Annotated in this window: 22 protein-coding genes and 1 tRNA gene; 10 read left to right on the top strand and 13 right to left on the bottom strand. The window is 67.2% G+C overall.

The window, feature by feature from the left end; all coding sequences use genetic code 11:
• The first annotated feature begins 28 nt into the window (after positions 1 to 28).
• Genes AC3WLF_RS20190 through waaA form a run of 3 tightly spaced genes read left to right on the top strand, consistent with a single transcriptional unit; the run spans position 29 to position 3,790 of the window.
• A complete protein-coding gene (locus AC3WLF_RS20190) occupies positions 29 to 1,414 on the top strand; it encodes a phosphomannomutase/phosphoglucomutase (protein ID WP_492358726.1) in 1,386 nt (461 codons plus the stop codon).
• Entirely contained in the window at positions 1,395 to 2,501 is a 1,107-nt protein-coding gene (waaC, locus tag AC3WLF_RS20195; RefSeq protein WP_492358727.1) for a lipopolysaccharide heptosyltransferase I, read from the top strand. Before AC3WLF_RS20190 ends, waaC begins: the two co-directional genes overlap by 20 nt.
• Positions 2,501 to 3,790, top strand: a complete 1,290-nt coding sequence (gene waaA, locus AC3WLF_RS20200) for a lipid IV(A) 3-deoxy-D-manno-octulosonic acid transferase (RefSeq protein WP_492358728.1) — start codon at positions 2,501 to 2,503, stop codon at positions 3,788 to 3,790. The genes waaC and waaA overlap by 1 nt, the downstream gene beginning before the upstream one ends.
• A gap of 8 nt (positions 3,791 to 3,798) precedes the next feature.
• Here the strand turns inward: waaA and AC3WLF_RS20205 are convergent, their stop codons facing one another.
• Positions 3,799 to 4,890, bottom strand: coding sequence for a glycosyltransferase family 4 protein (locus AC3WLF_RS20205; RefSeq protein ID WP_492358729.1), 1,092 nt, complete (start codon positions 4,888 to 4,890; stop codon positions 3,799 to 3,801).
• Positions 4,887 to 6,176 carry an O-antigen ligase family protein gene (locus AC3WLF_RS20210; protein ID WP_492351412.1) on the bottom strand — a complete coding sequence of 430 codons (1,290 nt, stop codon included), beginning with the start codon at positions 6,174 to 6,176 and terminating at the stop codon, positions 4,887 to 4,889. The genes AC3WLF_RS20205 and AC3WLF_RS20210 overlap by 4 nt, the downstream gene beginning before the upstream one ends.
• A 356-nt stretch (positions 6,177 to 6,532) precedes the next feature.
• On the opposite strand from AC3WLF_RS20210, the gene AC3WLF_RS20215 reads away from it, so the two are divergent.
• A complete protein-coding gene (locus AC3WLF_RS20215) occupies positions 6,533 to 7,357 on the top strand; it encodes a DUF4377 domain-containing protein (RefSeq protein ID WP_492356393.1) in 825 nt (274 codons plus the stop codon).
• A gap of 69 nt (positions 7,358 to 7,426) precedes the next feature.
• On the opposite strand, the gene AC3WLF_RS20220 is transcribed toward AC3WLF_RS20215, so the two are convergent.
• The 6 genes from AC3WLF_RS20220 to AC3WLF_RS20245 all read right to left on the bottom strand — a co-directional run bounded on the left by AC3WLF_RS20220 (position 7,427) and on the right by AC3WLF_RS20245 (position 15,302).
• Entirely contained in the window at positions 7,427 to 8,944 is a 1,518-nt protein-coding gene (locus AC3WLF_RS20220; protein WP_492358730.1) for a TolC family outer membrane protein, read from the bottom strand.
• 75 nt (positions 8,945 to 9,019) lie between these two features.
• Positions 9,020 to 9,343: a rhodanese-like domain-containing protein gene (locus tag AC3WLF_RS20225; protein ID WP_011615877.1), complete on the bottom strand. Its 324-nt coding sequence runs from the start codon at positions 9,341 to 9,343 to the stop codon at positions 9,020 to 9,022.
• 13 nt (positions 9,344 to 9,356) lie between these two features.
• A complete protein-coding gene (locus AC3WLF_RS20230; RefSeq protein ID WP_010813784.1) occupies positions 9,357 to 10,010 on the bottom strand; it encodes a protein-L-isoaspartate O-methyltransferase family protein in 654 nt (217 codons plus the stop codon).
• 113 nt (positions 10,011 to 10,123) lie between these two features.
• A complete protein-coding gene (locus AC3WLF_RS20235) occupies positions 10,124 to 13,360 on the bottom strand; it encodes an efflux RND transporter permease subunit (RefSeq protein WP_492358731.1) in 3,237 nt (1,078 codons plus the stop codon).
• 11 nt (positions 13,361 to 13,371) lie between these two features.
• Positions 13,372 to 14,484: an efflux RND transporter periplasmic adaptor subunit gene (locus AC3WLF_RS20240; RefSeq protein ID WP_492358732.1), complete on the bottom strand. Its 1,113-nt coding sequence runs from the start codon at positions 14,482 to 14,484 to the stop codon at positions 13,372 to 13,374.
• A gap of 2 nt (positions 14,485 to 14,486) precedes the next feature.
• The gene (locus AC3WLF_RS20245) at positions 14,487 to 15,302 is read right to left on the bottom strand and encodes a TetR/AcrR family transcriptional regulator (protein WP_492358733.1); all 816 of its coding nucleotides are present in this window, start codon (positions 15,300 to 15,302) and stop codon (positions 14,487 to 14,489) included.
• Positions 15,303 to 15,578: 276 nt separating this feature from the next.
• Between AC3WLF_RS20245 and AC3WLF_RS20250 the strand changes: the two genes are divergently transcribed.
• From AC3WLF_RS20250 to AC3WLF_RS20260, 3 genes are all read left to right on the top strand, one after another.
• A complete protein-coding gene (locus AC3WLF_RS20250; RefSeq protein WP_492318829.1) occupies positions 15,579 to 15,884 on the top strand; it encodes a YkgJ family cysteine cluster protein in 306 nt (101 codons plus the stop codon).
• Between the two features lie 41 nt (positions 15,885 to 15,925).
• A complete protein-coding gene (locus tag AC3WLF_RS20255; RefSeq protein ID WP_492318828.1) occupies positions 15,926 to 16,486 on the top strand; it encodes a DUF1439 domain-containing protein in 561 nt (186 codons plus the stop codon).
• Positions 16,487 to 16,564: 78 nt separating this feature from the next.
• On the top strand, positions 16,565 to 17,446 hold the full coding sequence (locus AC3WLF_RS20260) for an undecaprenyl-diphosphate phosphatase (RefSeq protein WP_492358757.1): 882 nt from the start codon (positions 16,565 to 16,567) through the stop codon (positions 17,444 to 17,446).
• Positions 17,447 to 17,515: 69 nt separating this feature from the next.
• On the opposite strand, the gene trmB is transcribed toward AC3WLF_RS20260, so the two are convergent.
• The 4 genes from trmB to AC3WLF_RS20280 form a co-directional block, all read right to left on the bottom strand.
• Positions 17,516 to 18,304: a tRNA (guanosine(46)-N7)-methyltransferase TrmB gene (gene trmB, locus AC3WLF_RS20265; RefSeq protein WP_492358734.1), complete on the bottom strand. Its 789-nt coding sequence runs from the start codon at positions 18,302 to 18,304 to the stop codon at positions 17,516 to 17,518.
• 66 nt (positions 18,305 to 18,370) lie between these two features.
• A tRNA-Gly gene (locus tag AC3WLF_RS20270) sits at positions 18,371 to 18,445 on the bottom strand.
• Between the two features lie 98 nt (positions 18,446 to 18,543).
• A complete protein-coding gene (locus tag AC3WLF_RS20275; RefSeq protein ID WP_492318820.1) occupies positions 18,544 to 19,404 on the bottom strand; it encodes a transglutaminase-like domain-containing protein in 861 nt (286 codons plus the stop codon).
• Between the two features lie 107 nt (positions 19,405 to 19,511).
• Entirely contained in the window at positions 19,512 to 20,510 is a 999-nt protein-coding gene (locus tag AC3WLF_RS20280) for a LysR family transcriptional regulator (RefSeq protein ID WP_492318819.1), read from the bottom strand.
• A gap of 90 nt (positions 20,511 to 20,600) precedes the next feature.
• Between AC3WLF_RS20280 and AC3WLF_RS20285 the strand changes: the two genes are divergently transcribed.
• From AC3WLF_RS20285 to AC3WLF_RS20295, 3 genes are all read left to right on the top strand, one after another.
• Entirely contained in the window at positions 20,601 to 21,590 is a 990-nt protein-coding gene (locus AC3WLF_RS20285) for a tripartite tricarboxylate transporter substrate binding protein (protein WP_492318818.1), read from the top strand.
• 8 nt (positions 21,591 to 21,598) lie between these two features.
• Positions 21,599 to 22,711, top strand: coding sequence for a CoA transferase (locus AC3WLF_RS20290; RefSeq protein WP_492358735.1), 1,113 nt, complete (start codon positions 21,599 to 21,601; stop codon positions 22,709 to 22,711).
• Between the two features lie 86 nt (positions 22,712 to 22,797).
• On the top strand, positions 22,798 to 23,175 hold the full coding sequence (locus AC3WLF_RS20295) for a DUF5594 family protein (protein WP_492318816.1): 378 nt from the start codon (positions 22,798 to 22,800) through the stop codon (positions 23,173 to 23,175).
• Between the two features lie 15 nt (positions 23,176 to 23,190).
• Here AC3WLF_RS20295 and AC3WLF_RS20300 read toward each other — a convergent pair whose 3' ends face one another.
• Entirely contained in the window at positions 23,191 to 24,093 is a 903-nt protein-coding gene (locus AC3WLF_RS20300) for an aldose epimerase family protein (RefSeq protein ID WP_492358736.1), read from the bottom strand.
• Positions 24,094 to 24,111: the final 18 nt, after the last annotated feature.

A 24,111-nucleotide genomic window follows, 5' to 3' on the forward strand; every position in this document is an offset into this window, starting at 1 on the left:
GCGGCTGGAAAGTGATACAGGAAGCCACATGCAAATCGATCCCACCATTTTTAAAGCCTACGACATCCGCGGAATCGTGGGTAAGACTCTCACGCGCGACGTTGCCCACCAGATCGGGCTGTCGTTCGGTTCGGCGGCTACGGAGCTGGGCGAAAAAACCATCGCCGTAGGCCGCGACGGCCGCCTCTCTGGCCCCGACCTCATCTCCGGCCTGGTAGAAGGCCTGCGCGCCGCCGGCCTGGACGTGATCGACATCGGTCTGGTCGCCACCCCGATGGTCTACTTCGCCACCAACATCGAGATCGACGGCGTCCGCCCGACCTCCGGCATCATGGTCACCGGCAGCCACAACCCGCCGGACTACAACGGTTTCAAGATGGTGCTGGCCGGCAAGGCGATCTATGGCGAGCAGATCCAGGCGCTGCGCCAGCGGATCGAAGCGGGCCGGTTCAGGAGCGGTGCCGGTACCTACAAGCAAGTCGATGTGCGCCAAAAGTACCTCGACCGCATCATCAGCGACGTCAAGCTGGCCCGGCCGATGAAGATTGCCCTGGATGCCGGCAACGGCGTGGCCGGCGCTTTCGTGGGTGACTTATTCCGTGGCCTGGGCTGCGAAGTGACGGAGCTGTTCTGCGACGTGGACGGCAACTTCCCGAACCACCACCCTGATCCCGCACATATCGAGAATCTGCAGGATCTGATGAAGGCCCTGCGCGAGACGGACTGCGAGCTTGGCCTGGCTTTCGATGGCGATGGCGACCGCCTTGGCGTGGTGACCAAGGACGGTCAGGTGATTTTCCCGGACAGGCAACTGATGCTGTTCGCTGAAGAGATCCTGTCGCGTAATCCGGGCGCCCAGGTTATTTACGACGTGAAATGCACCGGCAAGCTGGCCCCCTGGATTCGCGAGCATGGCGGTGAGCCGCTGATGTGGAAGACCGGCCATTCGCTGGTGAAGGCGAAGCTGAAGGAAACGGGCGCGCCGATCGCGGGCGAGATGAGCGGCCACGTGTTCTTCAAGGACCGCTGGTATGGCTTTGACGATGGCCTGTACACGGGTGCGCGCCTGTTGGAGATCCTGTCGCGTCACGCGGATCCGAGCGCGGTGCTGAATGCGCTGCCGAATGCCAACAACACGCCGGAACTGCAGCTCAAGTGTGCCGAGGGTGAGCCGTTCACGCTGCTGGACCAGATCAAGGCGAACGCGAAGTTCGAAGGGGCGCGTGAGGTGATCACCATCGATGGCGTGCGCGTGGAGTATGCCGATGGCTTCGGCCTGGCGCGCCCGTCCAACACCACCCCGGTGGTGGTGATGCGTTTCGAGGCTGACAACGACGCCGCGCTGGCGCGCATCCAGGCGGAGTTCAAGCGCGTGATCCTGGCAGAGAAGCCGGATGCTCAGCTCCCGTTCTGAGCGCGCGACAGTGCCGGCGACATCGTCGGACGCGGCCGGTGTGGCGCAGCCCACGCCGGCCGCGGTGCCTTTCACACTGCCGGATCGGCCGCGCATCCTGCTGGTCAAGGTGTCGTCGCTCGGTGACGTGGTGCACAACATGCCGCTGGTGCACGACCTGCGCGTGCGCTGGCCGGGTGCCGAGATCGACTGGGTGGTGGAAGAGGGCTACGTCGAGCTTGTCCGGTTGTTGCCGGAGGTGCGCCGGGTGATCCCGTTTGCGCTGCGGCGCTGGCGCAAGCGCATCCTGCAGGGCGGCACCTGGCGCGAGGTAGGCGAGGTGCGTGACGCGTTGCGCCAGGAGCGTTACGACGCGGTGATCGAGAGCCAGGGTTTGCTCAAGACCGCGGTGGTTGCGCGCGTGGCCGCGCGGGCGCCCGGTGCGCCGATTATCGGGCTGGGCAATGCCACGCAGGGCTCCGGCTATGAGCCGGCGGCGCGGCTGTTGTACACCGATCCGGTGCGTGTGCCGCGCCAGACGCATTCGGTGCGGCGCTCGCGCTTGCTGGGGGCTGCGCTGACCGGGCTTGCGCCGGCGGAGCCACCGCAGTTTTTCGGGTCTGCCGCGCAGTCGCTGCATGTGGACGATCCGCTGTGGGGCGACCTGCCTGCGCGCTATGCCGTGTGCTTCCATGCGACAGCTGGCGCGCGCAAGAAATGGGCGGTGCAGAACTGGCATGCGCTGGGCAGGCGGTTGGCGGATGAAGGTCTGGTGATGTTGCTGCCGTGGGGCAATGACAAGGAACGCCAGGCTGCCGAAGAGATTGCTGCCGGTGTGCCGCAGGCGAGAGTGTTGCCGCGTTTCTCGGTGATGCAGGGCTTCGGGCTGATCAACCGGGCCGAGGTGGTGATCGGGGTCGATACGGGCCTGGTCCATATCGCCGCGGCATTGTGCCGGCCGACGGTAGAGATCTATACGGCCACGTGGCGCTGGAAGACTGAGGGCTACTGGTCCGGGCGCATCGCCAATGTCGGTGACGACGGCGTGGTGCCATCGGTCGATGAGGTCTACGACGCGGCTTGCCGCGTGCGCGGAGTGGCTGCCTGATGCTGCGTTTGCTCTATAGCATGTTGTGGGTGGTGGTGCTGCCGCTGGCGCTGCTGCGCCTGGCCTGGCGTGCGCGCAAGGAGCCGGGCTACTTGCAGCATGTCGGCGAACGCCTGGGTATATACGGCAGCCTGCCCCCGAAAGGTCCGTGGCTATGGGTCCACGCAGTGTCGGTGGGCGAGACCCGCGCCGCGCAGCCGCTGATCGAGGCGCTGCTCGGCGCCTATCCGCACCACCGCCTGCTGCTGACGCACATGACGCCGACCGGCCGCCAGACCGGTGCGCAGCTGTTCGGCAAGGAGCCGCGCATCCTGCAGTGCTACCTGCCGTATGACCTGCCATGGCTGGTGGGGTGTTTCATGCGGTATTTCCGGCCGCAGGCGGGCATGCTGATGGAGACGGAGGTGTGGCCCAACCTGGTGCGCGGCGCGCGCAAGGCCGGTGTGCCGCTGTTCCTGGTCAACGCGCGCCTGTCGCCGCGCAGCTTCCGGCGCACGGCGAGGTTTGGGCGTGCGGCGGCGGTCATGTATGGGGATTTTGCGGGCGTGCTGGCGCAGACGGCGGGTGATGCCGAGCGCTTTCAGGCGTTGGGCGTGCCGGCGGTGCAGATCACCGGCAACCTGAAGTTCGATATGCAGCCGGCGCCGGCAGGCGTTGCGCTGGGCGAGCAGTTGCGCAAGGTCTTTGGCACGCGTGCGGTGCTGGCCGCAGCCAGCACGCGTGAGGGAGAAGAGCCGATGTTGCTCGATGCCTTCTCCCGCTGGCAATCATTGGCGGGCAATGTCCCGCGTCCCGCTCTGCTGCTGATTCCCCGTCACCCGCAGCGCTTCGATGAAGTCGCCGCGATGGCGGCGCGTGCGGGGTTCTCGGTAGAGCGCCGGAGTGCACTGGATCTTGACGGCATCCAGTCGCCGCTGACTGCCGATATCGTGCTGGGCGATTCGATGGGCGAGATGGCAATGTACTTTGCTGCGTCGGATCTTGCCTTTATCGGTGGCAGCCTGTTGCCGTTGGGCGGGCAGAACCTGATCGAGGCCTGCGCGGTCGGCACGCCGGTACTGGTTGGCCCGCATACCTTCAACTTTGCGCAGGCGACGGAAGACGCGATTGCCGCGGGCGCTTGCCTGCGCGTCGACAATGCCGATGCGCTGATGCGCACCGCGGCAAGCGTGCTGGCCGATCCGGCTCGGCTGGCGGATATGCGCGCGCATGCGCAGACCTTTGCAGGCCTGCATCGGGGCGCCACCGTGCGCACCCTCGCTGCGCTGGCCCCTGCGCTGGAAGGCTGATTCGGTGCTTACCCTGGTGCCTTGACCAGGGCATCCCACTGCAGCGCAAGCCGCTCCAGCGTGAAATGGCTAGCCTTGTCGCGGCCGCCGGCGCCAAGGCGGCTCGCCAGTTCCGGCTGGCGGATCACCGTCAGCAGCGCCTTGGCCAGCGCATCGGCATCATCCGCTGCGACCACCAGCGCATCCTGTCCTGGAACGAGCAGTTCGCGGGGTCCGGTCTCGCAATCGGTCGATACGATCGGCAGGCCAAAGGCCATCGCTTCGATCAGCACCAGCCCGAATCCCTCATAGCGCGAACTCAGGCAGAAGACCGACGCACGGCCGTAGGCCTGCGCCGGATCCTGGCAGATGCCCGGCAGGCTGGCCCGGTCTTGCAGTTGCAGCTGGCCGATCAGTGCAGTGAGGGCAGGGCGCTCTTCGCCTTCGCCGTGGATGGCCAGTTGCCATTCCGGTTCCGCTTGCGCCACCTGTTGCCAGGCGCGCAGCAAGACGTCAAAGCCTTTCGCCGGAACCAGCCGGCCCATGGCCAGCACGGTCTTCTGCATGCGTGGCGCGGGTTCGGCCGGCGTCGGAAATGGCAACGGATTCGGCAGGCAGACAACCTCGCTGCGCGGCCGCAGTGCCTCAAGCCAGCGGCGGCGGTCCCGTTCTGTCAGCACGACCACCTGCCGGCAGAACCGCGCGGCCAGTCGACGTGCCACCTTGCGTGCCGGCTTGCCGAGATCCTCGTCGAAATGGCAATGCTCCCACGCGATATGGTGCAGGCCCAGGCCGAGGGTGGCAGGCAGCACGAAGAGTTCGAGCATGGTGTCGACCTGTACCAGCACATCGATGCGATGCGCGATGCAGTGCCTGCGGATGCCGGCGACCGTGGCGAAATAGGCGCGTTTGAAGGAGGGCCGTTGCGCGAACAGCGCTTCATGGCGCACGCGTGGATGCAACGGAAACTGGCTGGCAGCGTCCCAGAGGCTCAGGATCGTGACACGATGGCCAAGATCGGCCAGCACATTGGCGATCGTTGCGGTCATCCGCTCCGCGCCGGCCATCGCATTCAAGGTACCGGTTAGGAAGCAGATATTGCGTCGTGAGTCCTGGCTCAACTGGCCGCCCGCGCGGGCAAGGCGTCCTTGCGCGCAACCACATAGGCAAAGCACACGGCCATGGTCAGGCTGTAGAAGGCATTGACCAGGGTCGTGGCGAACATGACCTCGGTCAGGCCGAACACCATGAAGCCGCAGCACAGGGCCAGGCCCATGGCGCTGGCGACCTGCGTGCCCCGGTCTGCATTGCCAAGATGGCGCAGGAAGAAGGCGGCCGGTACCAGATACAGGGCAAGGATTGCCAGTAGGCCCGGGATGCCGAGCGTGGCCGTAGCATGCAGGAGTTCATTGTGTGAATGCGGCATGGTGGCAGCCATTGGGGTGATTACATGCCGCGCCGCAAGCGTTTGCAGGGTCCACTCGAACTTCTCTGGCCCTACGCCGGTCCAGGGGTGAGCCTGTATCATTTCCAGTGAGGCCCGCCAGAGCTGTAGCCGTATCCCGGTTGGGGTGTCCAGGGTTACATGTTGAGCGAATTGAGACACTTCGGAAACAACGTCTGCCGTGCGCTGCTGCACGCGGGCGCTGCCGAGCCACGCGAGGCTCATGAGGCCAGCCAGCCCAAGCATGGCCGCCGCTTTGTGCATCCGCGTCAGCCTGTGTGATGCAGCTAGCGCAATGAGTGCCAGCACGGGGATGGCGATCCAGCCGCCGCGCGTGCCGCTCATGTATGAAGCGTACAGGCCGGCAAAGCCTGCCAGCAGCTTCAGGCCCGATTGCAGGTAGTCCCTGGGACGATCCCATCCAATTGAAATCAGGGCGAGTATTCCCATCAGCATGGAAAGATTGCTAAGGGGAATGATATTGGAGGACCCTACGTGAGCTGGGCGACCGGCAGCTGTCGCCTCGTGGATCCAGGCCGCGGAAAGGAGCGCACAGACCACGAAACCCCACTGCACATTCCGCATCCCACCCCTGCCAAGCCGTACCATCCCAAAAACCAACGGAATGAACAAAGCAAAGCGCAGGTAAAGGTAAGAAACATGCGGCTCCTCCGCCCCAGACAGCAGTTGCTGCAACAGCACTGCCAGCGGCAACGCCGCCATGGCCAGCATGAAGAACCAGTACCTGCGCAACAGCCCCCCACATTCCGCCCGGCCCTCGCGCCCGCCGGCAACGAGAGTGATGGCGCTCCAGCCGAGCAGGAGTCCGTAGCAGAGGTTGCTAACCGTCGGCTTGACAAACATCAGCGCAGGGAACGCTGCCAGAACGGCACAGGCGGCCAGGTACAGAGCTTTGTCGACCCCATACGATTGGGATCTCTGCAATCTCGTCATCAAGAGCATGGAGAGAGGTTTCCGGAGGAAGGGTTGTGCACTCGGGATGCGGGCCGATCCATCCTTCTTATTATTTTGTCGCCGCCTGTTGAGCAGCGGAGCCTGTCGGTCACATTGCTGCGCCGGGCGAGGCAATTATATCGGATGGTCAGGGTGGGATATCTTGATGTTCCGCATCCTAGCCTGCCGAACCCGTTGGGACGTTACAGAATGTATGTGATTTAATCGATGCTGGACCGGCGCTTTGGCGCAATCGCCTTGCTAAACTGATGTATCAGTGGGGTGCACTTTTCGGCATGCCCTTTGTCAGATCTGTCGATTGCACCATGCGGCCGTCTTGAGCGGCCCTGTTACAGGAGTCCTTCATGCACAGCCGTACCAGCCTGTTCCCCTTCTCCCTGGCTGCCCGCAGCGCGGCCGCCTTGCTGGTGGCAACCGCGCTAGGTGCCTGCACGACCGCGGCGGCGCCTGACCTCCCCTCCGCCGGTACCAACCTCAACCAGACCCAACCCTCCGGCCCCAGCCGCTGGGAACTGGTGCGCTGGCAGCAGCCCGACGGCGCGCTGCGCGATATCCCGCACGGCGACAACGGCCAGCCCATCATTTTTGAGTTCAATGAGGGCATCGATGCCGCGCAGGGCACGGTCAGCGGCACCAGTGGCTGCAACCGCTTTACCGGCAGCTATGGCAAGACCGACACCGGCATCCGCTTTGACCGCATCGCCGGCACGCGCATGGCTTGCCCGCCGCCGCGCATGGAACTGGAGTCGGCTTTGCTCAAGGCGATGCAGACGCCGTTTGCCACGGTCGGCACGCAGCCGTCGGCGGGCAGCACGGGCCGGCAGATCATCTGGAAGACTGCCGGCGGCGACTTGCTGCAGTTTGTAGAGCGCGAAGGCCTGGGCAAGCGCGGTGCGAGCGTGGAAGCCGGCGGCGTGGAGAAGGTGGTCTATATCGATTCGCAGCGCGTGGAGTGCTCGGGGGTGGGCAAGATGACGTGCTACCGCTGGCGCGAATCGCCGGAGGCGCCGTGGCAGCTCTGGTATGGCCCGATCGAGGGGCTGGATTTTGAGCCGGGCGTGGCCTACACGCTGCGCGTGCGCGAGTACCAGGTGCCGAATCCGCCGGCGGATGCGTCGTCGATCCGCTGGCAGCTGCTGAAGGTGGAGTCGCGTACGCGGGCGAAGTAGGGTGCGATGCCATTCACGCAAACGGGCCGCAATTGCGGCCCGTTTTGCTTTGCGGCGCGCTGCGGAGGATCAGGAGCGCGGTGCGCCGGCGGGCGCGGCTTCGCGCCGCGTGCCGCGGCGCTCGACCGAGGCGCGCGGGTTTGCCGGGGCCCTGGCGCCGGCCTGTGCTGGCGCGGGCAGTTTGTACAGCGCGCCCGGCGACGAGGTCAGCAGGGTGTTGATCTGCACCACATCGGCTTCCTGCAGCACGCCGGTGGAGGCCTTCAGCCTCAGGCCGTTCATGATGGTGTCGTAGCGGGCCTTGGCCAGGTCGCGCCGGGTGGAGAACAGTTGCGCTTCGGCGTTGAGCACGTCGATATTGATACGCACGCCCACTTCATAGCCGAGCTGGTTGGATTCCACTGCGCTGGTGGCCGAGCGTTCGGCGGCTTCCAGGGCCTTGACCTGGGCCAAGCCGTTGGACACACCGGAGTAAGTCTGCCGGGCCGTCTGCGCGGCGGTGCGGCGCGCGAATTCCAGGTCGCTGGCGGCCTTGTCGGCCAGGGCCAGGGTCTCGCGCACGCGCGACTGGATCTGGCCGCCGGCGAAGATCGGCATGGTCAGCTGCACGCCGATCTGCGAGGCGTTGTAATGGGTGGAGATGGCCTGCGTGGCGCTGCCGGTCTGGTTGGTGAAGCCGTACGAGGCCACCAGGTCGACCGAGGGCAGGTGGCCGGCCTTGGCCTTGTTGGTTTCGCGCTGGGCGGTTTCCAGGTTGTAGCTGGCCAGGTTCACCTGCAGGTTGCTGGTCTCTGCCTGCGCGGCCCAGGCGTTGACGTCGGGCGGCTGCGGGCCGGGGATGGGTGCTTCGGGGCGCAGGCCCAGCACTTCGTCGACCGGCTTGCCGGTGATCTGCTGCAGCGTGGCGCGCTTGATCTCAAGGTCGCTCTGCGCGGCGATTTCGGTCGAGGTGGCCAGGTCATAGCGGGCCTGGGCGTCGTTGGTGTCGGTGATGGTGGCGGTGCCGACTTCGAAATTGCGCTTGGCCTGCTCCAGCTGCTCGGAGATGGCCTTCTTCTGCGCGCGTGCCAGGTAGAGGTTGTCCTGTGCCGCCAGCACGTCGAAGTAGGCCTGCGCGCTGCGCGTGATCAGGTCGAGCTCGGCCTGGTGGAAGCTGACTTCACCAGCCAGCGACGCCAGTTCGCCCTGCTTGTAGGTTTCCCAGCGGTCCCAGCGGAACAGCGGCTGGCTCAGTTGCAGCTGCCAGTTGTTGTTGTTGAAGAAGCGCGTGCCGGAGGCACTGGCCCCGGCGCCGACTGGCAGCGAAGCGGTCTGGTCGAGCTTGGTGCGGTTGGCGCCCGCGGTGCCGACCACCTGCGGCAGCAGCCCGGCACGGCCCTGGGGCAGCCGCTCGCGCGTGGCCAGCAGCTGCGAGCGCGCGCTGGCAAACTGCGCGTCATTGGCTTGCGCATCGCGATAGACCTGCAGCAGGTCGGCCGCGCTTGCCGGTGCCGCCGGCATCATGGCCAGCAGCGGGGCAAGCAGGGAAACCGCGATCGCCAGGCGTGTCCGGATCACTCCGGCCAGGGCGTTGGGCGCAAACGTCATGAAAGCTCCAGGTTGCCGGGCGCGGGCCGCGGCTACAGTCGATTTTTCTTGGTGTTGCTGTGCTGGACTGCCGCTTCAGTACTTCGGCATGGCCGGGTCGACATCGCTGGCCCAGGCGTCGACGCCGCCGGTCAGGTTGTAGACCTTGCCATAGCCCTGGCGCTCCAGGTAGGCCGCCACCTGCATGCTGCGTGCGCCGTGGTGGCAGATGCAGACGATGTCGGCGTCTTCGTCGAGTTCGGCCGCGCGCGCGGGGATGTCCCGCATCGGGATGTGGGTGATGCCGGGCATGGCGCAGGTCTGCACCTCCCAGCCTTCACGCACGTCGAGCAGGACCGGTTTGGCGCGGCTGGCATCGGCCAGCCACTGGGCCAGTTCGGTCGCTTTGATGACCTGCATGGTGGATCCGTCCTCAGAACTGGAATTGCGACGGCCGGGCCGCGCCCTGCAGGGGCTTGACCGCGGTTTCGAACAGGTTGACGACCTGGTATTCGGTCTCGGACACGCGCGTGACCAGGCGCGCTTCCATCACCGGCAGCTCGCCGATGAAGGCGGCGATGCGGCCGCCCACCTTGACCTGCGACAGGATCGACTGCGGAATCGCCGGCAGCGAGCCCGAGATGCAGATCACGTCGTAGGGCGCGGCGGCGCTCCAGCCGTCGGCGGCGTTGCCTTCGGCCACGTCGACGTTGGTGACGCCGGCGTTGGCCAGGTTGGTGCGGGCCAGCTCGACCAGCTCGGGCACGATGTCCACGGTCAGCACGTGGCGCGCGCGGTTGGCCAGCAGGGCGGCCATGTAGCCGGAGCCGGCGCCGATTTCCAGCACGTTCTCATGCTTGCGCACGGCCAGGTCCTGCAGGATGCGGGCTTCCACGCGCGGCGCCAGCATGTTCTGCCCGGCGGGCAGCGGAATCTCCATGTCGACGAACGCCAGCGAGGCGTACGCGGCCGGGACGAACTGCTCCCGCTTGACCACCGCCAGCAGGTCCAGGATTTCCTGGTCCAGCACGTCCCACGGGCGGATTTGCTGTTCGATCATGTTGAATCGGGCTTTTTCGAGATCCATCTTGCCATTCCTTACCAATGCCAACCGCTGTCGGTCTGTGCGCCGGCCGCGCGGTGCCACGGCCGGACAGTCTTATCAAACCCTTTATTTTAACCTTGCAGACGCCGCCAGGCTCATTCCGCGCTGGCCTCCGCCGGTGCCGGCCGATCCGGTGCCGCTTGCCGGCCGCGCGCGGGCTGCGCGTGCGCTGCGGGCTCGCTGGCGGGCTTGCCTTGCCACAGCCGGCGCAGCCAGGCGCCGAAATCATCAAGATACGTATAGATCACCGGCACCACCACCAGCGTCAGGATCGACGAGGTAATGATTCCGCCGATCACGGTCTGGCCCATCGGCGCGCGCTGCTCGGCGCCTTCGCCCAGGCTGAAGGCCAGCGGCACCATGCCGAAGATCATCGCCAGCGTGGTCATCAGGATGGGGCGCAGCCGCACGCGCGCGGCCTCCACCAGCGCCGCCTCGCGTGACAGCGGCTGGCGGCCGTCGGCGCCGTCCACATGGCCCTGGCGTGCCTGGTTGGCGAAGTCCACCAGCAGGATCGCGTTCTTGGTCACCAGCCCCATCAGCATGATGAAGCCGATGATCGAGAACATGTTCAGCGTCGAGCGGAACAGCAGCAGCGCCGCGAACACGCCGACCAGCGTCAGCGGCAGCGAGGTCATGATGGCGATCGGCTGGAAGAAGCTGGCGAACTGCGAGGCCAGGATCATGTAGATGAAGATCACCGCCAGCGCCAGCGCGGACACGGCGTAGCCGAAGGACTCGTTCATCGACTTGGTCGAGCCGCCGAAGCGGTACTTGTAGCCGGCAGGCCAGCTCATGCCGTCCAGCGCGGCCTTGACATCGCGTGCGACTTCACCGGCCGAGCGCCCGGCCACGTTGGCGGTCAGCTCGACCTCGCGGTTCAAATCGCGCCGGCTGATCTGGTTGGCGCCGGTGGTCGGCACCAGCTCGGCGATCTGGCGCAGTGGCACCATTTTGGGCGAGCCGTCGGCGTTGGTCTGGCTGCTGGCGATCATCAGCGCGCTCAGGTCGGCCATGCCGGTGCGCGCGTCCCTGGGCAGGCGCACGCGCACGTCGTAGTTCTCGTCATCGGGCGCGCGCCATGAGCTGATGGCGTCGCCGGCCAGCAGCGGGCGCAGGGCATTGCCGATCTGCGCCACGCCCACGCCCAGGTCCGAGGCCAGCTCGCGCCGGATGCGCACCTCGATGGTGGGGCGGTCGTCCTTCATGCTCGAATCCAGGTCGGCCAGGCCGCGGATCGCCTTCATGCGCGTGCCGGCTTCCCTGGACAGGCGCCGCAGTTCGTCCAGGTCATCGCCCTGGATCGATACCTGGATCGCCTTCTGGCCGCCGGCGCCGTCGGGCATGCCCACCATGGTCAGCGTGATGCCGGCAATGCCCGCCAGGCGCTGCCGGATCAGCGGGTTGAGCTGCGCGGTGGACAGCTGGCGCGAGCGCCGCTCGGTCAGGCGCACCGACACCAGCGCATTGTTGCGGCCCGAGGCATTGCCCGAGTTGATGGTGGCGTAGGTGTAGGCCACTTCGGGGAACGATTTGAGCGCGGCTTCCACCTGCCTCACCTTGGCTTCGGTGACTTCGATCGAGGTGCCGACCGGCGTGGTGAAGCCGACCTGGGTCTCGCCCAGGTCGGCATTGGGCACGAATTCGGTGCCGATCAGCGGCACCAGCGCAAAGCTGCCGAAGAAGGTCACCGCGGCGATGATGGCGGTGGCCAGCCGGTGCTTCAGCGCCCAGCCCAGCATGCCGGCGTAGCCGTTGCCAAGCTTGTCCATCTTTGCCGAGAACCAGTCCAGCAACCGCCCCACCGTGCGCCCGTACCAGCTCTTCTTGTTGCCGGTGCCGTGCAGGTCCGGGTCGTGCCAGACCGACGACAGCATCGGGTCCAGCGTGAACGAGACGAACATCGAGATCAGCACCGCCGCGACCACGGTGATGCCGAACTGGTGGAAGAAGCGCCCGATGATGCCGCCCATGAAGCCCACCGGCAGGAACACCGCCACGATCGAGAAGGTGGTGGCCAGCACCGCCAGCCCGATCTCGTTGGTGCCGTCAAGCGCCGCACTGCGGTGGTCCTTGCCCATCAGGTTGTGGCGCACGATGTTCTCGCGCACCACGATGGCATCGTCGATCAGCAGGCCCACGCACAGCGACAGCGCCATCAGCGTGATCACGTTGAGCGTGAAGCCGCACATATACATCACGCCGAAGGTGCCGATCAGCGCGATCGGCAGCGTCAGGCCGGTGATCACCGTGCTGCGCCAGGAGCCCAGGAACAGGAATACGATTGCCACCGTCAGGAAGGCGCCTTCGAGCAGCGTCGATCGCACCTCCTTGACGCTGCTGCGGATGCCGCGCGCGGTGTCGTTGACCACGTTCAGCTGCACCCCGGCCGGCACCAGCTTGCGTGTTTCTTCGGTCATGCGCACCAGGCCGTCGACGGTATCGACGGTGTTCTGGCCCTGTGCCTTCACCACCGACAGGAACAGTGCGCGCTTGCCGTCCAGCAGCGCCAGGCTTTCCTGCTCTTCCTGGCCGTCGCGCACATCGGCAATCTCGCCCAGCGTGACCGGCTGGCCGGCGCGGCGCGCCACGATGATCTGGCGGAACGCGTCCGGGGTGGGCACGCGGCCCTTGATCTGCACCACCGTTTCCGTGGCCGAGGAACGCAGCTCGCCCGCGGGCAGTTCCTGGTTCTCGTTGCGGATGGCGCTCATCACCTGGTCCACGCCGATCCCCAGCGCCTCGAGCTGCGCCGGCCGGATGCGGATCTCGACCTCGCGCTTGGTGCCGCCCACGATATTGATGGCGCCCACACCGCGCACCGTCTCCAGCCGCTTGCGCACGATCTGGTCGGCGATGGTGGTCAGCTCGCGCTGGCTGCGGGTGGCGCCCGGTGCGTTGGAGACCGAGAGATAGAAGATCGGCGCGTCGGACGGGTCATAGCGCAGCACGCGCGGCTCTTTCACCTCGTCGCGGAACTGCGGGCGGATCAGCGCGATCTTGTCGCGCACGTCCTGCGCGGCCTGGCCGACGTCGACGCTCAGGTCGAACTTGATGACGACGACCGAAGTGCCCTGGTAGGAGTGCGAGAAGATCTCGTCGATGCCGGAGATGGTGTTGACGATCTCCTCGACCTTGCGCGTGACGTCGGACTCCACCGACTCCGGCGCGGCGCCGGGATATTCCGTCTGCACCACCACCACCGGGAAGGTGATGTCGGGGAACTGGTCGACCGGCAGCCGCTGGTAAGAGAACAGCCCCACCACGATGAAGGCCATCATCATCATGGTGGCCAGCACCGGGTTGCGGATCGACAGGCGGGTGAACCACATGGCGCGGGCCCTTACGCCTTGACGCGCTTGACCTGGCTGCCGCTGCGCAGCGTGCCGAGGTTGTTGCGGACGATCTCGGTGCCGGCGTCCAGCCCCGAGACGATTTCCACCATGCCGCTGGCCTCGTCGCGGATGCCAAGCTGCACCGGGCGCTCGGCCAGCGTGTCCTTGTCGATGGCATAGACGAAGGCGCGCTCGCCTTCGGTGTGCACCGCCGAAGCCGGCACCGCCACCACGCCGGCACGCTCGCCCAGCACCAGCGCGCCGCGCGCGAACATGCCGGCGCGCAGCGTCTGATCTGCATTCTCGACGCGGATATAGACCATGATGCTGCGCGTGCCCTGGCTGACTGCCGGGTTGATGCGCACCAGCTTGCCGGTGAAGCGGCCGGCGCCTTCCACGTCCAGTGCCACCGGCTGGCCGACCGCGGCGCGCGCCACGTCCGCCATCGGGATCGGCGCTTCCAGTTCCAGCACGCGCAGGTCGACCACGTCGACCAGGCGCGTATCCGGCGAGACCTTCTCGCCCGGCTGCACCGCGCGCGCGGCCACCATGCCATCGAGCGGTGCCTTGACCACGGTGTCGGCCAGCGCCTTCTGCGCCACGGCCAGGCCGCCCTGGGCCGCGTCTAGGTTGGCGCGGGCGACGTCCAGGTCGGCCTGGTACTTGTCGAACGCGGTCCTGGAGATAAAGCCCTTGCCGACCAGCTCGCGGTTGCGCTCCCAGGTCTGGCGCGAGTTCTCGAACTGCCCGCGCGTGGCCAGCATCTGGCCGCGCGCCTGCGCCACCCTGGCCTCGTACTCGGTGGCATCGATGCGCACGATCACCTGGCCGGCGCGCACCGGCTCGCCCTCACGTACCAGCACCGCCTTGACCTCGCCGGAGACCTTGGCCTTGACCGAGGCCTGGTTCAGCGCACGCAGGCTGCCCGACAGCGGCAGCGACACCCGCAGGTCCTGGCGCGCCACGCTGACCAGGTCGGTCTGCAGGAATTCCACCACGTTGACGGCGGCCTGGGCCGGCGCCTGCGGCTGGCGCGCACTGACGGCCTTGCGCACGGCGACCGTGGCGGTCAGCGCGATGGCGATGCAGGCGGCGGTGATCAGCAGGGTCTTGCGCTTCATGTTCAGGGGCCGGGTCGCGGCGCAGGGGGATCGGGCTCGGCGTCGGCGTCCATGGCGGCGGCGCGTTGCGCCAGCATGTCGTCGCGGATGCGTTCCCAGATATAGGGGCCGGTCTGCGGCGGCAGCGGGCGATTGCGGGCATCGCCGCTGGTGAGCCCGAACAGCAGCGTGTCCAGCAGGCCGTCCAGGAAGGCCTCGGGGTCGATGTCCTTCTCGGCGGTGGCGCGCAGCGCGCGCTGCCACAGCATCAGGAACACCAGCGGCGCACAGACCAGCGTCGTGGTGGGGTTGGCCGGCATCGCGCGGAATTCGCCGCGCGCCACGCCACGGGCCAGCACCTTGGCGAACAACTCGTCGCCCGGCATCATCACTTCCTGGTTATAGAAACGGGCGATGTCCGGGAAGTTGGCCGACTCGGCCATGATCAGCTTGGTCAGCCCCGCCACCGGCGTGGCGCCGATCAGGCCCCACCAGCCGCGCAGCAGCTCGCGCAACAGCTCGGGCGTGTTGCCGTCGTAGGCGTCGACCAGGTCCGAGCCGCGCGCCAGTGCCGGCACCAGGTTCTCGCGCACCACCGACTTGAACAGCTCTTCCTTGTTGGCGAAGTAAAGATAGACCGTGCCCTTGGACACGCCGGCCGCCGCGGCCACGTCTTCCAGCCGGGTGGCCGCATACCCGCGCTCAACGAAGAGGTCGAGCGCCGCGGCCACCAGCTCTTGCGGGCGGGCGGCCTTGCGCCGGCTCCAGCGCGGGGTGTCGGCGTCCTTGTGCGGATCGGCGGGCGTTTTCACGGATGTCTTGCGGGTCCTGCGGGGCACGTGGAGGCGGGTCAGGAAGTTAATAACTTGTGGGTCAGTAATGTAGATGAGCGCCATGAGGGGGTCAAGCGCAGGCCGGCGACCCTCGGGTACACACCGAGGCGGCACTGAGGCTGATTTGCTAAGTGTGGCTTGTTGTGCGCTTTTTCCGGCGACGCTCGGCCGCGGCTTACGGCGTTTTCCTTTTCTTACAGGACGACAGCGGCCCTTCGGGCACAATGTCCGTTTTGTGCCGGCCGCCTTGCGGCTGTCCATTGCCCATCCTGAACCATCGTCATGAGTTGCCGGTCAGACCTTTCCTGCCGCGCGGGCTGCGGCGCCTGCTGCATCGCCCCGTCGATTGCCTCGCCGCTGCCCGGCATGCCTGCCGGCAAGCCGGCGGGCGAGCCGTGCGCGCAGCTGCTGCCGGATATGCGCTGCGCGGTGTTCGGCAGGCCGGACCGGCCCGCGTTCTGCGGCGGCCTGAAGCCGTCGGCCGAGATGTGCGGCGATTCGCGCGAAGCCGCGCTGCACTGGCTGACCCGGCTGGAAATCCTGACCGCGCCGCAGGCCGGGCCCGGGCGGCCCGGTCCGCTCGCATGACGCCTGGTACGCGACCTGACTATCCCGCAATCGGAGGCAATATGATCCGGACTTCCCGACGGCGCTGGCTCGCCGCGGCTGCCGCGGCCACGCTGGCCGTGGGCCTGGCCGCCTGCGGCGCCTTCCGCAACGAATACACCTTCTCGCAAAGCCAGCTGCAGGCGGCGCTGGAGCGCAAGTTTCCGTTCAACAAGCGCTATATGGAGTTGTTCGACATCCAGCTGGCCAACCCGCAGCTGACGCTGGACCCGGCGCGCAACCGCGTCAACGTGCAGTTTGACGCCGTGGTCGACAACAAGCTGTTCTTCAGCCGGGCCCTGTCAGGGCGTTTTGCGCTGGACAGCGGCCTGCGCTATGACGAGCCCACGCGCTCGGTGGTGCTGCAGGACCCCGAGGTGCAGCGCTTCGACGTGCAGGGCATGCCCGCGCAGTTCTCGCGCCAGCTCAACGCGCTGGGTGGCATCCTGGCCGAGCAGCTGCTGCAGGACTATCCGCTCTATACCTTCCGCGAAGACCAGTTGCGCGTTGCCGGCATGAATGTGGCACCCGGTACAATCACCGTTTTGCCTGACGGCATCAACGTCAAGATCAACCGCCCCTGACCGGGGCGCTCATATAACAATCCAGGCGGTCCGGCGCGCATGCCGGGCAACGCCCATGACCACGTTTCTCCGTTCCGCATGGAAATCGCACTTGCCCTGAAAGCCGTGATACTCGGCATCGTCGAAGGACTGACCGAGTTTCTCCCCATCTCCAGCACCGGCCACCTGATCCTGGCCGGCCAGCTGCTCGACTTCAACGACGAGAAGGGCAAGATCTTCGAAATCGTGATCCAGTTCGGCGCGATCCTGGCAGTCTGCTGGGAATTCCGCGCGCGCATCGGCAACGTGGTGCGCGGCCTGCACGCCGAGCCGCTGGCGCAACGCTTTGCCGCCAACGTGGTGATCGCCTCGGTGCCGGCCATCGTGCTGGCCTTTATTTTCGGCAAATGGATCAAGGCCCACCTGTTCAACCCGATCTCGGTGGCGCTGGCCTTTATCGTTGGCGGCGTGGTCATCCTGCTGGCCGAATGGCGCGACGCGCGCCGCGGCACGGTCTCGCATCCGCAGGGCAATGCGCTGCTGGAGGCCGCCAAGGCCGGCGCGCCGCGGATTGAATCGGTCGATGACCTGAACTGGCGCGATGCCCTCAAGGTCGGCCTGGCGCAATGCTTCGCGCTGGTGCCGGGCACCTCGCGCTCCGGTGCCACCATCATCGGCGGCATGCTGTTCGGGCTGTCGCGGCAGGTGGCCACCGAGTTCTCGTTCTTCCTGGCGATCCCGGTGATCTTCGGCGCCACCGTGTACGAGCTGTACAAGGCGCGCGCGCTGCTGAACGGGGACGACCTCGGCATCTTCGCGGTGGGCTTCGTCTTTGCCTTCCTGTCCGCCTTCCTGTGCGTGCGCTGGCTGCTGCGTTTCGTCGCCACGCATGATTTCAAGCCGTTTGCCTGGTACCGCATCGCCTTCGGCATCGTGGTGCTGTTGACCGCGTACTCCGGCCTGGTGTCCTGGCACGCCTGAGCGGGATTGCAGCAGGCAACAAAAAAGCGTGGCAGTTGCCACGCTTTTTTGTTTCTCCGTCGCCAGCGCTCAGGCGCGCTTGCGAAAGACCACGTCCCACACGCCATGCCCGAGGCGCACGCCGCGCCGCTCGAACTTGGTCACGGGCCGGTAATCGGGCCGCTCGGCAAATCCGTCCGCAGCGGTCGAGGTGTTCTCCAGCAACGGCTCGCCCGACAGCACTTCCACCATCTGGTGCGCATACTCTTCCCAGTCGGTCGCGCAATGGATATAGCCGCCCGGCTTCAGCCGCGCGGCCAGCACCTTCACCAGCGGCGGCTGCACCAGCCGGCGCTTGTTGTGGCGCTTCTTGTGCCAGGGGTCGGGGAAGTAGATATGCACGCCGTCCAGGCAGTCATCGGTCAGCATATGCGCGATCACTTCCACCGCATCGTGCTGGAGGATCCGCACATTGGCCAGGCCGCGCTCGTCGATCAGCTTGAGCAGCGCGCCCACGCCGGGCTCATGCACCTCGCAGCCCAGGAAGTTGTCTTGCGGCCGCAGGCCGGCGATATGCGCGGTGGTCTCGCCCATGCCGAAGCCGATCTCAAGGATCGACGGCGCCTTGCGGCCAAATGTTGCCTCCCAGTCCAGTGGCTGCGGTGCGTACGGCACCAGCATGCGCGGCCCGACTTCGTCGATGGCACGCTGCTGCCCGGTCGAGGTCCGCCCCGCGCGGCGCACGAACGAACGGATCCGGCGCGGATGCGCAACGCCTTCAGGATCGGCAGGAGAGGGAGCGGACGCTTGTCCGGCGCTGTCTACCAGCGCGGCGTCGTCAGCCGGCGTCGGTTCGGTGCTGGGGTCTTGGGGAAGCATGGCAACAAAAAAGCCGCCGGGCAGATCACCGTAATGGTGGCAAAGGCGGCTTGTCTCGACTGGAAGTGGAGCGGGCGATGGGAATCGAACCCACGTCTTTAGCTTGGGAAGCTAAGGTAATAGCCATTATACGACGCCCGCGAACCCGAGATTCTATGCGGATTTCTGGCGCGGACGCAAGCCGCCAGCTGCGGTGCGGGCAAAATAAGTGCCTGTGCCAGCACTAACGTCCTTATCCGCTACCACGTCGAAATCGCCTGCGGCGTAAACTCCGGCATCCCGATACCAGCCGCCGCATCCGTCAACGGCTCGATTTCCACCGCGGGCCGCTCCGACCTTACCTGGCCGAAGATGGCCGCAAATGGTATGTCCGCGGCATCCCGGCCGGTGCCGATGCGAAGCAGCCCGGTGGGGATCGAGATGCCCGAAGGGTCCAGCAGGTACCAGCGGTGCGACAGGTAGACCTCCACGACCGCGTGGAAATCCGGTGCGCCCATGCCTGCGTCCGCGCCATAGTCGAGGCTGCTGGACATCCGTGCCGGGATGCTCAGCGCGCGGCACAGGGCGATCATCAGGTGGGCGAAATCCCTGCAGACGCCGGTGCGCTCCACGACGGTGTCGGCAGCCGAGGTGCGTTCGTTGGTGGAGCGCGACAGGAAGCGCACGTGATTGCGCACCCACTCGCGGATGGCGTAGACGCGCACATAGCCCCGCAGCATGCCGCCGAACTCGCGGCTGGCGAATTCCATCAGGCGGTCGGATTCGCAGTAGCGGCTTGGTGCCAGGTAGGGCAGGACATCGAAGGGCAGTTCGGCAACGGGCACTTCTGCCAGCCTGTCGCCGTCTTCCAGGTAGTGATCGATGTCGATGATCGCCTCATAGCGGATGCCGAGGCGGCCCCGGGGCGCGCGCAGCCTGAGCAGCCGGTTGGCCAGCACGGGATCGGTGTAGCGGGTGGTCTCGAGGCCGGGCGGCAGCGTCAGCTGCTCCGAGACGACGAACTGCCGGGGCGTGCGGGCGGCTTCGATATTGAGCAGGAAGTCCGCCATGGGATCCATGACCTCATAGGACAGGCTTACTGCGTACCTGAGGCGGTTCATCGGGTGATCAGCACTGGCTGGGGCCGGGGAAAGGCGGCCGGTTCCCTTGGGCCGGAAATGGCGGTGCATCCATTTCCAGTGTAGTGCGGCAGCCAGCCCGTGACCCGTCAGCGGCGCCGCGCGCGTGCCGGCGGTGCGCCGGTGTCCTGCCTTGTCACCGTTTCGAGGGCTTCGCGCAACCGGATCACGGCGGGCGGCGCCTCGATCTCCGCCGGGGTGATGAAGACCAGCCGGCCCGAGGCAAACGGTGTGCGCAGCCGCACTTCCCGCACCATCGACATGGCCTGGTAGTGGGCGAGCGCCGTGGCCGGCGCCACCGTCAGGAAGCCGCCGGCGGCGGTCATGGCCAGGTTGCTGTGGAACGAGGCCGATTCGATATGCGGAACGGGCGGCAGCTGGCCGGCGTCGAGGAAGGGCTGCTCGAACACGTCGCGCGTGTGGGTGCCGCGCGGCGGCAGGATCCAGGGGCCTTCATGCAGGTCCGCCAGCGCAACCTCGCGGCGCCGCGCCAACGCGTGGCCGGGGGCGCAGACCACGGCCAGGTATTCATCGCGCAGCGGGGTGATGTGGACTTTGGCCTTGAGCTGGTCGGTATCGTCTTTCTGCAGCCGGCCCACGATGCAGTCGAGTTCGCCTTCGCAAAGCATTGCGGTCAGGCCGCCGACGGTATGTTCGCGCACTGCCAGCCGCGGCAGCGCTTCCTGGGCCAGCAGCAGCGCGACCGCCTGCGGCAGCACGTCCACGCCCACCAGCGGCAGCATGCCCAGCCGGACCAGCGGTACCTCCGGGCGCGCCTGCAGCGCCTCGCCGGCGGCGTCGATCACGCCCAGCACCACGCGCAGCCGCTCCAGCGCGCGTTCGCCCGCGGGACTCAGCCGCCCGCCGCGCGTGGTGCGTTCAATCAGCTTGCAGCCGAAGGCGTGCTCCAGCTCCTGCAGCATCTTGGTGACCGCGGGCTGGCTGATATGCAGCGCTTCGCCGGCCGCGGTCAGCGAGCCGCTGCGCGCCACCAGGTCGAGCAGGCGCAGGTGCCGGATGCGCAGCCGGTCGATCCGGTTGGGAGAAGGGGTGGCGGCGCTCGGGCGCGTAGGGGAGGCGGGACTCATAACAAAGCGTGATGGCTCCATCAAAACTGGATAATTGTTTCGAATGGCCCGGCGCCGGACAATCGGGGCAAACCATGGAGGAGACATGCGATGCATGCCAACGTCGGGCGCCGCCTGCTGCTGAAGTCCCTGCTGGCGCTGCCGGCCGCTGCCGCGCTGGGCAGGGCCGGTGCGGCCAGTCCCTATCCCAACCGGCCGATCCGGCTGGTGGTGCCCTACGCCGCCGGCGGCGGTCCGGATATCCAGACCCGCAAGCTGGCTGAGTTGCTTGCGCGCGCGCTCGGCCAGCCGGTGGTGGTCGAGAACAAGGTCGGTGCAGGCGGCATCCTGGCCGCGGAGTTTGTCGCGCAGCAGCCGGCGGATGGCTACACGCTGATGCTGGGTGCCTCGACCCATGTCACGCAGAAGCTGCTGCAGCCCGGCGCAAAGTTCGACCCGATGGCGTTCACCCACGTCATCCGCGTTGGCGTCAGCCCGGCGGTGCTGGTGGTCAGCGCCAGCTCGCCGTACCGGAACGTGGCCGACCTGGTCGCCGCGGCGCGCCGCGCGCCCGGCACGCTGAACTACGCCTCGGGCGGGATCGGCTCGGCCGCGCATGTGTCGGGTGCGGCGTTTGCGTCGGCCACCGGCATCGACGTGGTGCATGTGCCGTACAAGGGCTCGGTCGAGATCGTGCCAGCGCTGATCAAGGGCGACACGCAGTTCGGTTTCCCGGTGGCGGCGACGGCGATTCCGCAGATCGCCAGCGGCAAGGCGCGGGCCCTGGCGGTGACCTCGGCCAGCCGCGCCGCGGTGCTGCCGCAGGTGCCTACGCTGAATGAGGCGCTGGGCCGCAAGGATCTCGATCTCGATGCATGGAGCGGCATCTGGGCGCCGCCGCATCTGCCCGCGCCGATCGTGGCGCGGCTGCATGCCGCGGTGATGCAGGCGCTGGCTGATCCCGGCCTGCGCCGGCTCTATGCCGAGATGGGCGCGGTGCTTGCGCCGACGCCCACGCCTGAAGCCTTCTCGCGGCTGGTGGCCGACGAGACCACCCGCATCCGCCAGGTTATCGACAAGAACCGCATCACCATCGAATAGGCCATCCCATGACCCTCGCTCCACAACCGGACTTTGCCCCGCTGGCCGGCATCAGCGTGCTGGATTTCTCGCACGTGATCGCCGGGCCGTTTGCCACCTTCCTGCTGTCCCAGTTGGGCGCACAGGTCACCAAGGTCGAGAGCGCCGGCGGTGGCGACGTGATGCGCCGCGCGGGCAAGGGGCATGCCGCTTTTGTCGCGCTCAATGCGGGCAAGTCGTCGCTGGCGCTCGACCTGTCGGATGAGGCCGGGCGCGAACACGCGCTGGAACTGGCCGGCCGCTGCGACGTCTTCGTCGACAACCTGCGGCCGGGCGTGCTCGAGCGCTTCGGGCTGGGCTATGAAGCCGTGCGCGCGCGCAATCCGCGCGTGGTCTATTGCAGCATCTCGGGCTTTGGCCGCGGTGCGGCGCAGTGGCATGGCCGGCCTGCCTACGACCACGTGGTGCAGGCCGCCACCGGCATGGCCTGGATGGCCGGCACCGAGGGCGATCCGCCGATGAAGACCGGCTTTCCGGTGATCGACTCGGCCACCGGCATGCTGGCCGCCTTTGCCATCCTGGCCGGCGTGCGCGAGAGCGAACGCACGGGGCGGGGCATGCTGCTCGACGTATCGATGGCCACCGCCGGCCTGCAACTGATGTATCCGATGACATGCGATGCCATGACCACCGGCGGCGTGCCGGCGCGGCAGGGCAACCAGGGCTATTCGGGCAGCCCGTCGGCCGATTTCTTCCGCACGCAGGATGGCTGGCTGGCAATCGGCGCGAATACGCCGAAGCAGTTGCTGGCGCTGCTTGACGCACTCGGGCTGGGCGGGCTTGCGCAGGATCCAGCCTTGTTCGAGACGCCGCTGGATGCCGGCGCCTTGCCTGCCTTCGTGCGCTCGCTCGATCCGGCCGCGCTCAAGCGGGCGATTGCGGGCGCGGTGGCGGTGGGCACCGCGGAGCAGCTGGAATTGCGCCTCAGCGCGCTGGGGATCCCGGCGGCCCGCCTGCGCAATATTGCTGAGTTTGCGGGGGAGTCGATGGCCAATGGCAGCCTGCGGCCGGTGGCGCTGCAGGAAGGGGAGACCGCGGTGCTGTCGCCGGGGCTGGGCTTCCAGGTCTATCGCCCGGTATGACACCCGGCGGCGTATAGTTGCTGGCACGATGGCGCACGGTTGTGTGCCGCCATCGCTTCAACTCGCAACGTCAGGACGCCGCCACCTTGACCACCGATTTCTTCGCCCGCTTTGAAGCGGAATGCCTGCCGCGCATCGCCGCCGCGATTGGCCAGCATGACCGGCGCGTGCAACTCCAGTCCCTGCCCGCCGAAGCCCCCGGCCGGCCGCCGCGCCTGCGCGTGACCGGGGATGGCCCGCCGGACCTGCGGCGCCACCCTTATGCGCTGGATATCACGCTGGCGTGGGACGGGCTGGAGGTGCAACGGCTGTTTGCCGCAGGGGGCGAGACGCGCTTTGCCGGTTACCTGGCGGCGTTGCCGGCCAAGCTGCGCGCCTGGCAGGAGCCGCGCGGGATCGACTTCCGCTCGCTGTCGCAGGCTGACCCGGCGATCCTGATCGGCGGGCTGGATTTCGAGCACTGAGCCTGATGCACTGACTCAGCCAGCCACCCGCAGCCGGCATATCGCGCTTTCCGTTTGCCCCGGCTCGATCCAGCGCAGCCCCTGGCCGTGGTGGATCGCATCGGGCAGGCCTACCCACGGTTCCACGCAATAGAAGTCAGAGGTTTCGTTTTCGGCCCAGGTCGTCACGGCATGCCATGGCGCGCTGCCGGCGAGGTCGAGTTCGAACGTGACGCGGCGGTCCGGCATCGCCAGCGCGGCGGACGGGCTGTCGCGCAAGACGTGGAACGTGTCCTGCAGGCGTGCGTCGTCCAGCCGGTAAGTCGTCTCGCCCGGCTCTGCGGGCCCGGGGCTGCCATCGGGTAGCTGGCGCATGCGGTCCGTGCCCGGCAATGCCAGCGACGCGGCGGCACGTTGCGCGTGCGGCAGCGCGAAATAGAAATGGTGGCCGGGATAGCAGGGCAGGCGTTGCGCGCCGGTATTGGTGGTGCGCAGCGTGACTTCGAGGCCGTCGGGCAGCAAGCGGTAGATGGCGTCGAAGACAAAGGCAAAGGGGTAGCCGGCGCGCGTTGCATCGCTGTCGCGCAGCGTCATCGTGATCGCGCCTTGCGTGTCGATGGCGCTGACGTCGAAGGGCAGGTCGCGCGCAAAGCCGTGCTGCGCCAGCGTGTGCACGGTCCCTTGTCCGTCACGCCACTGACCCGGATTGCCATCGGCAAAATGCCGGCCGATGAACGGAAACAGCAGCGGGTTGCCGCCGCGGACCTTGGCCGGGCGGGACCAGTCGGCAGCGTCCGGCCAGTAGAGGATGTCCTGGCCGCGGTGCACCCAGCGGACCAGCCGCCCGCCGTGTTGCGGGGCGAGCAGCAGGAACGTGTCGGCAGCGCCGACCCGGACCAGTGGCTGGCCCTGGAAGTCTTGTGTCGGAAGCAATGGCATGTTGATCGTTGGTGCCGC

The organism is Cupriavidus sp. FW306-01-F10A, from assembly GCF_058782785.1.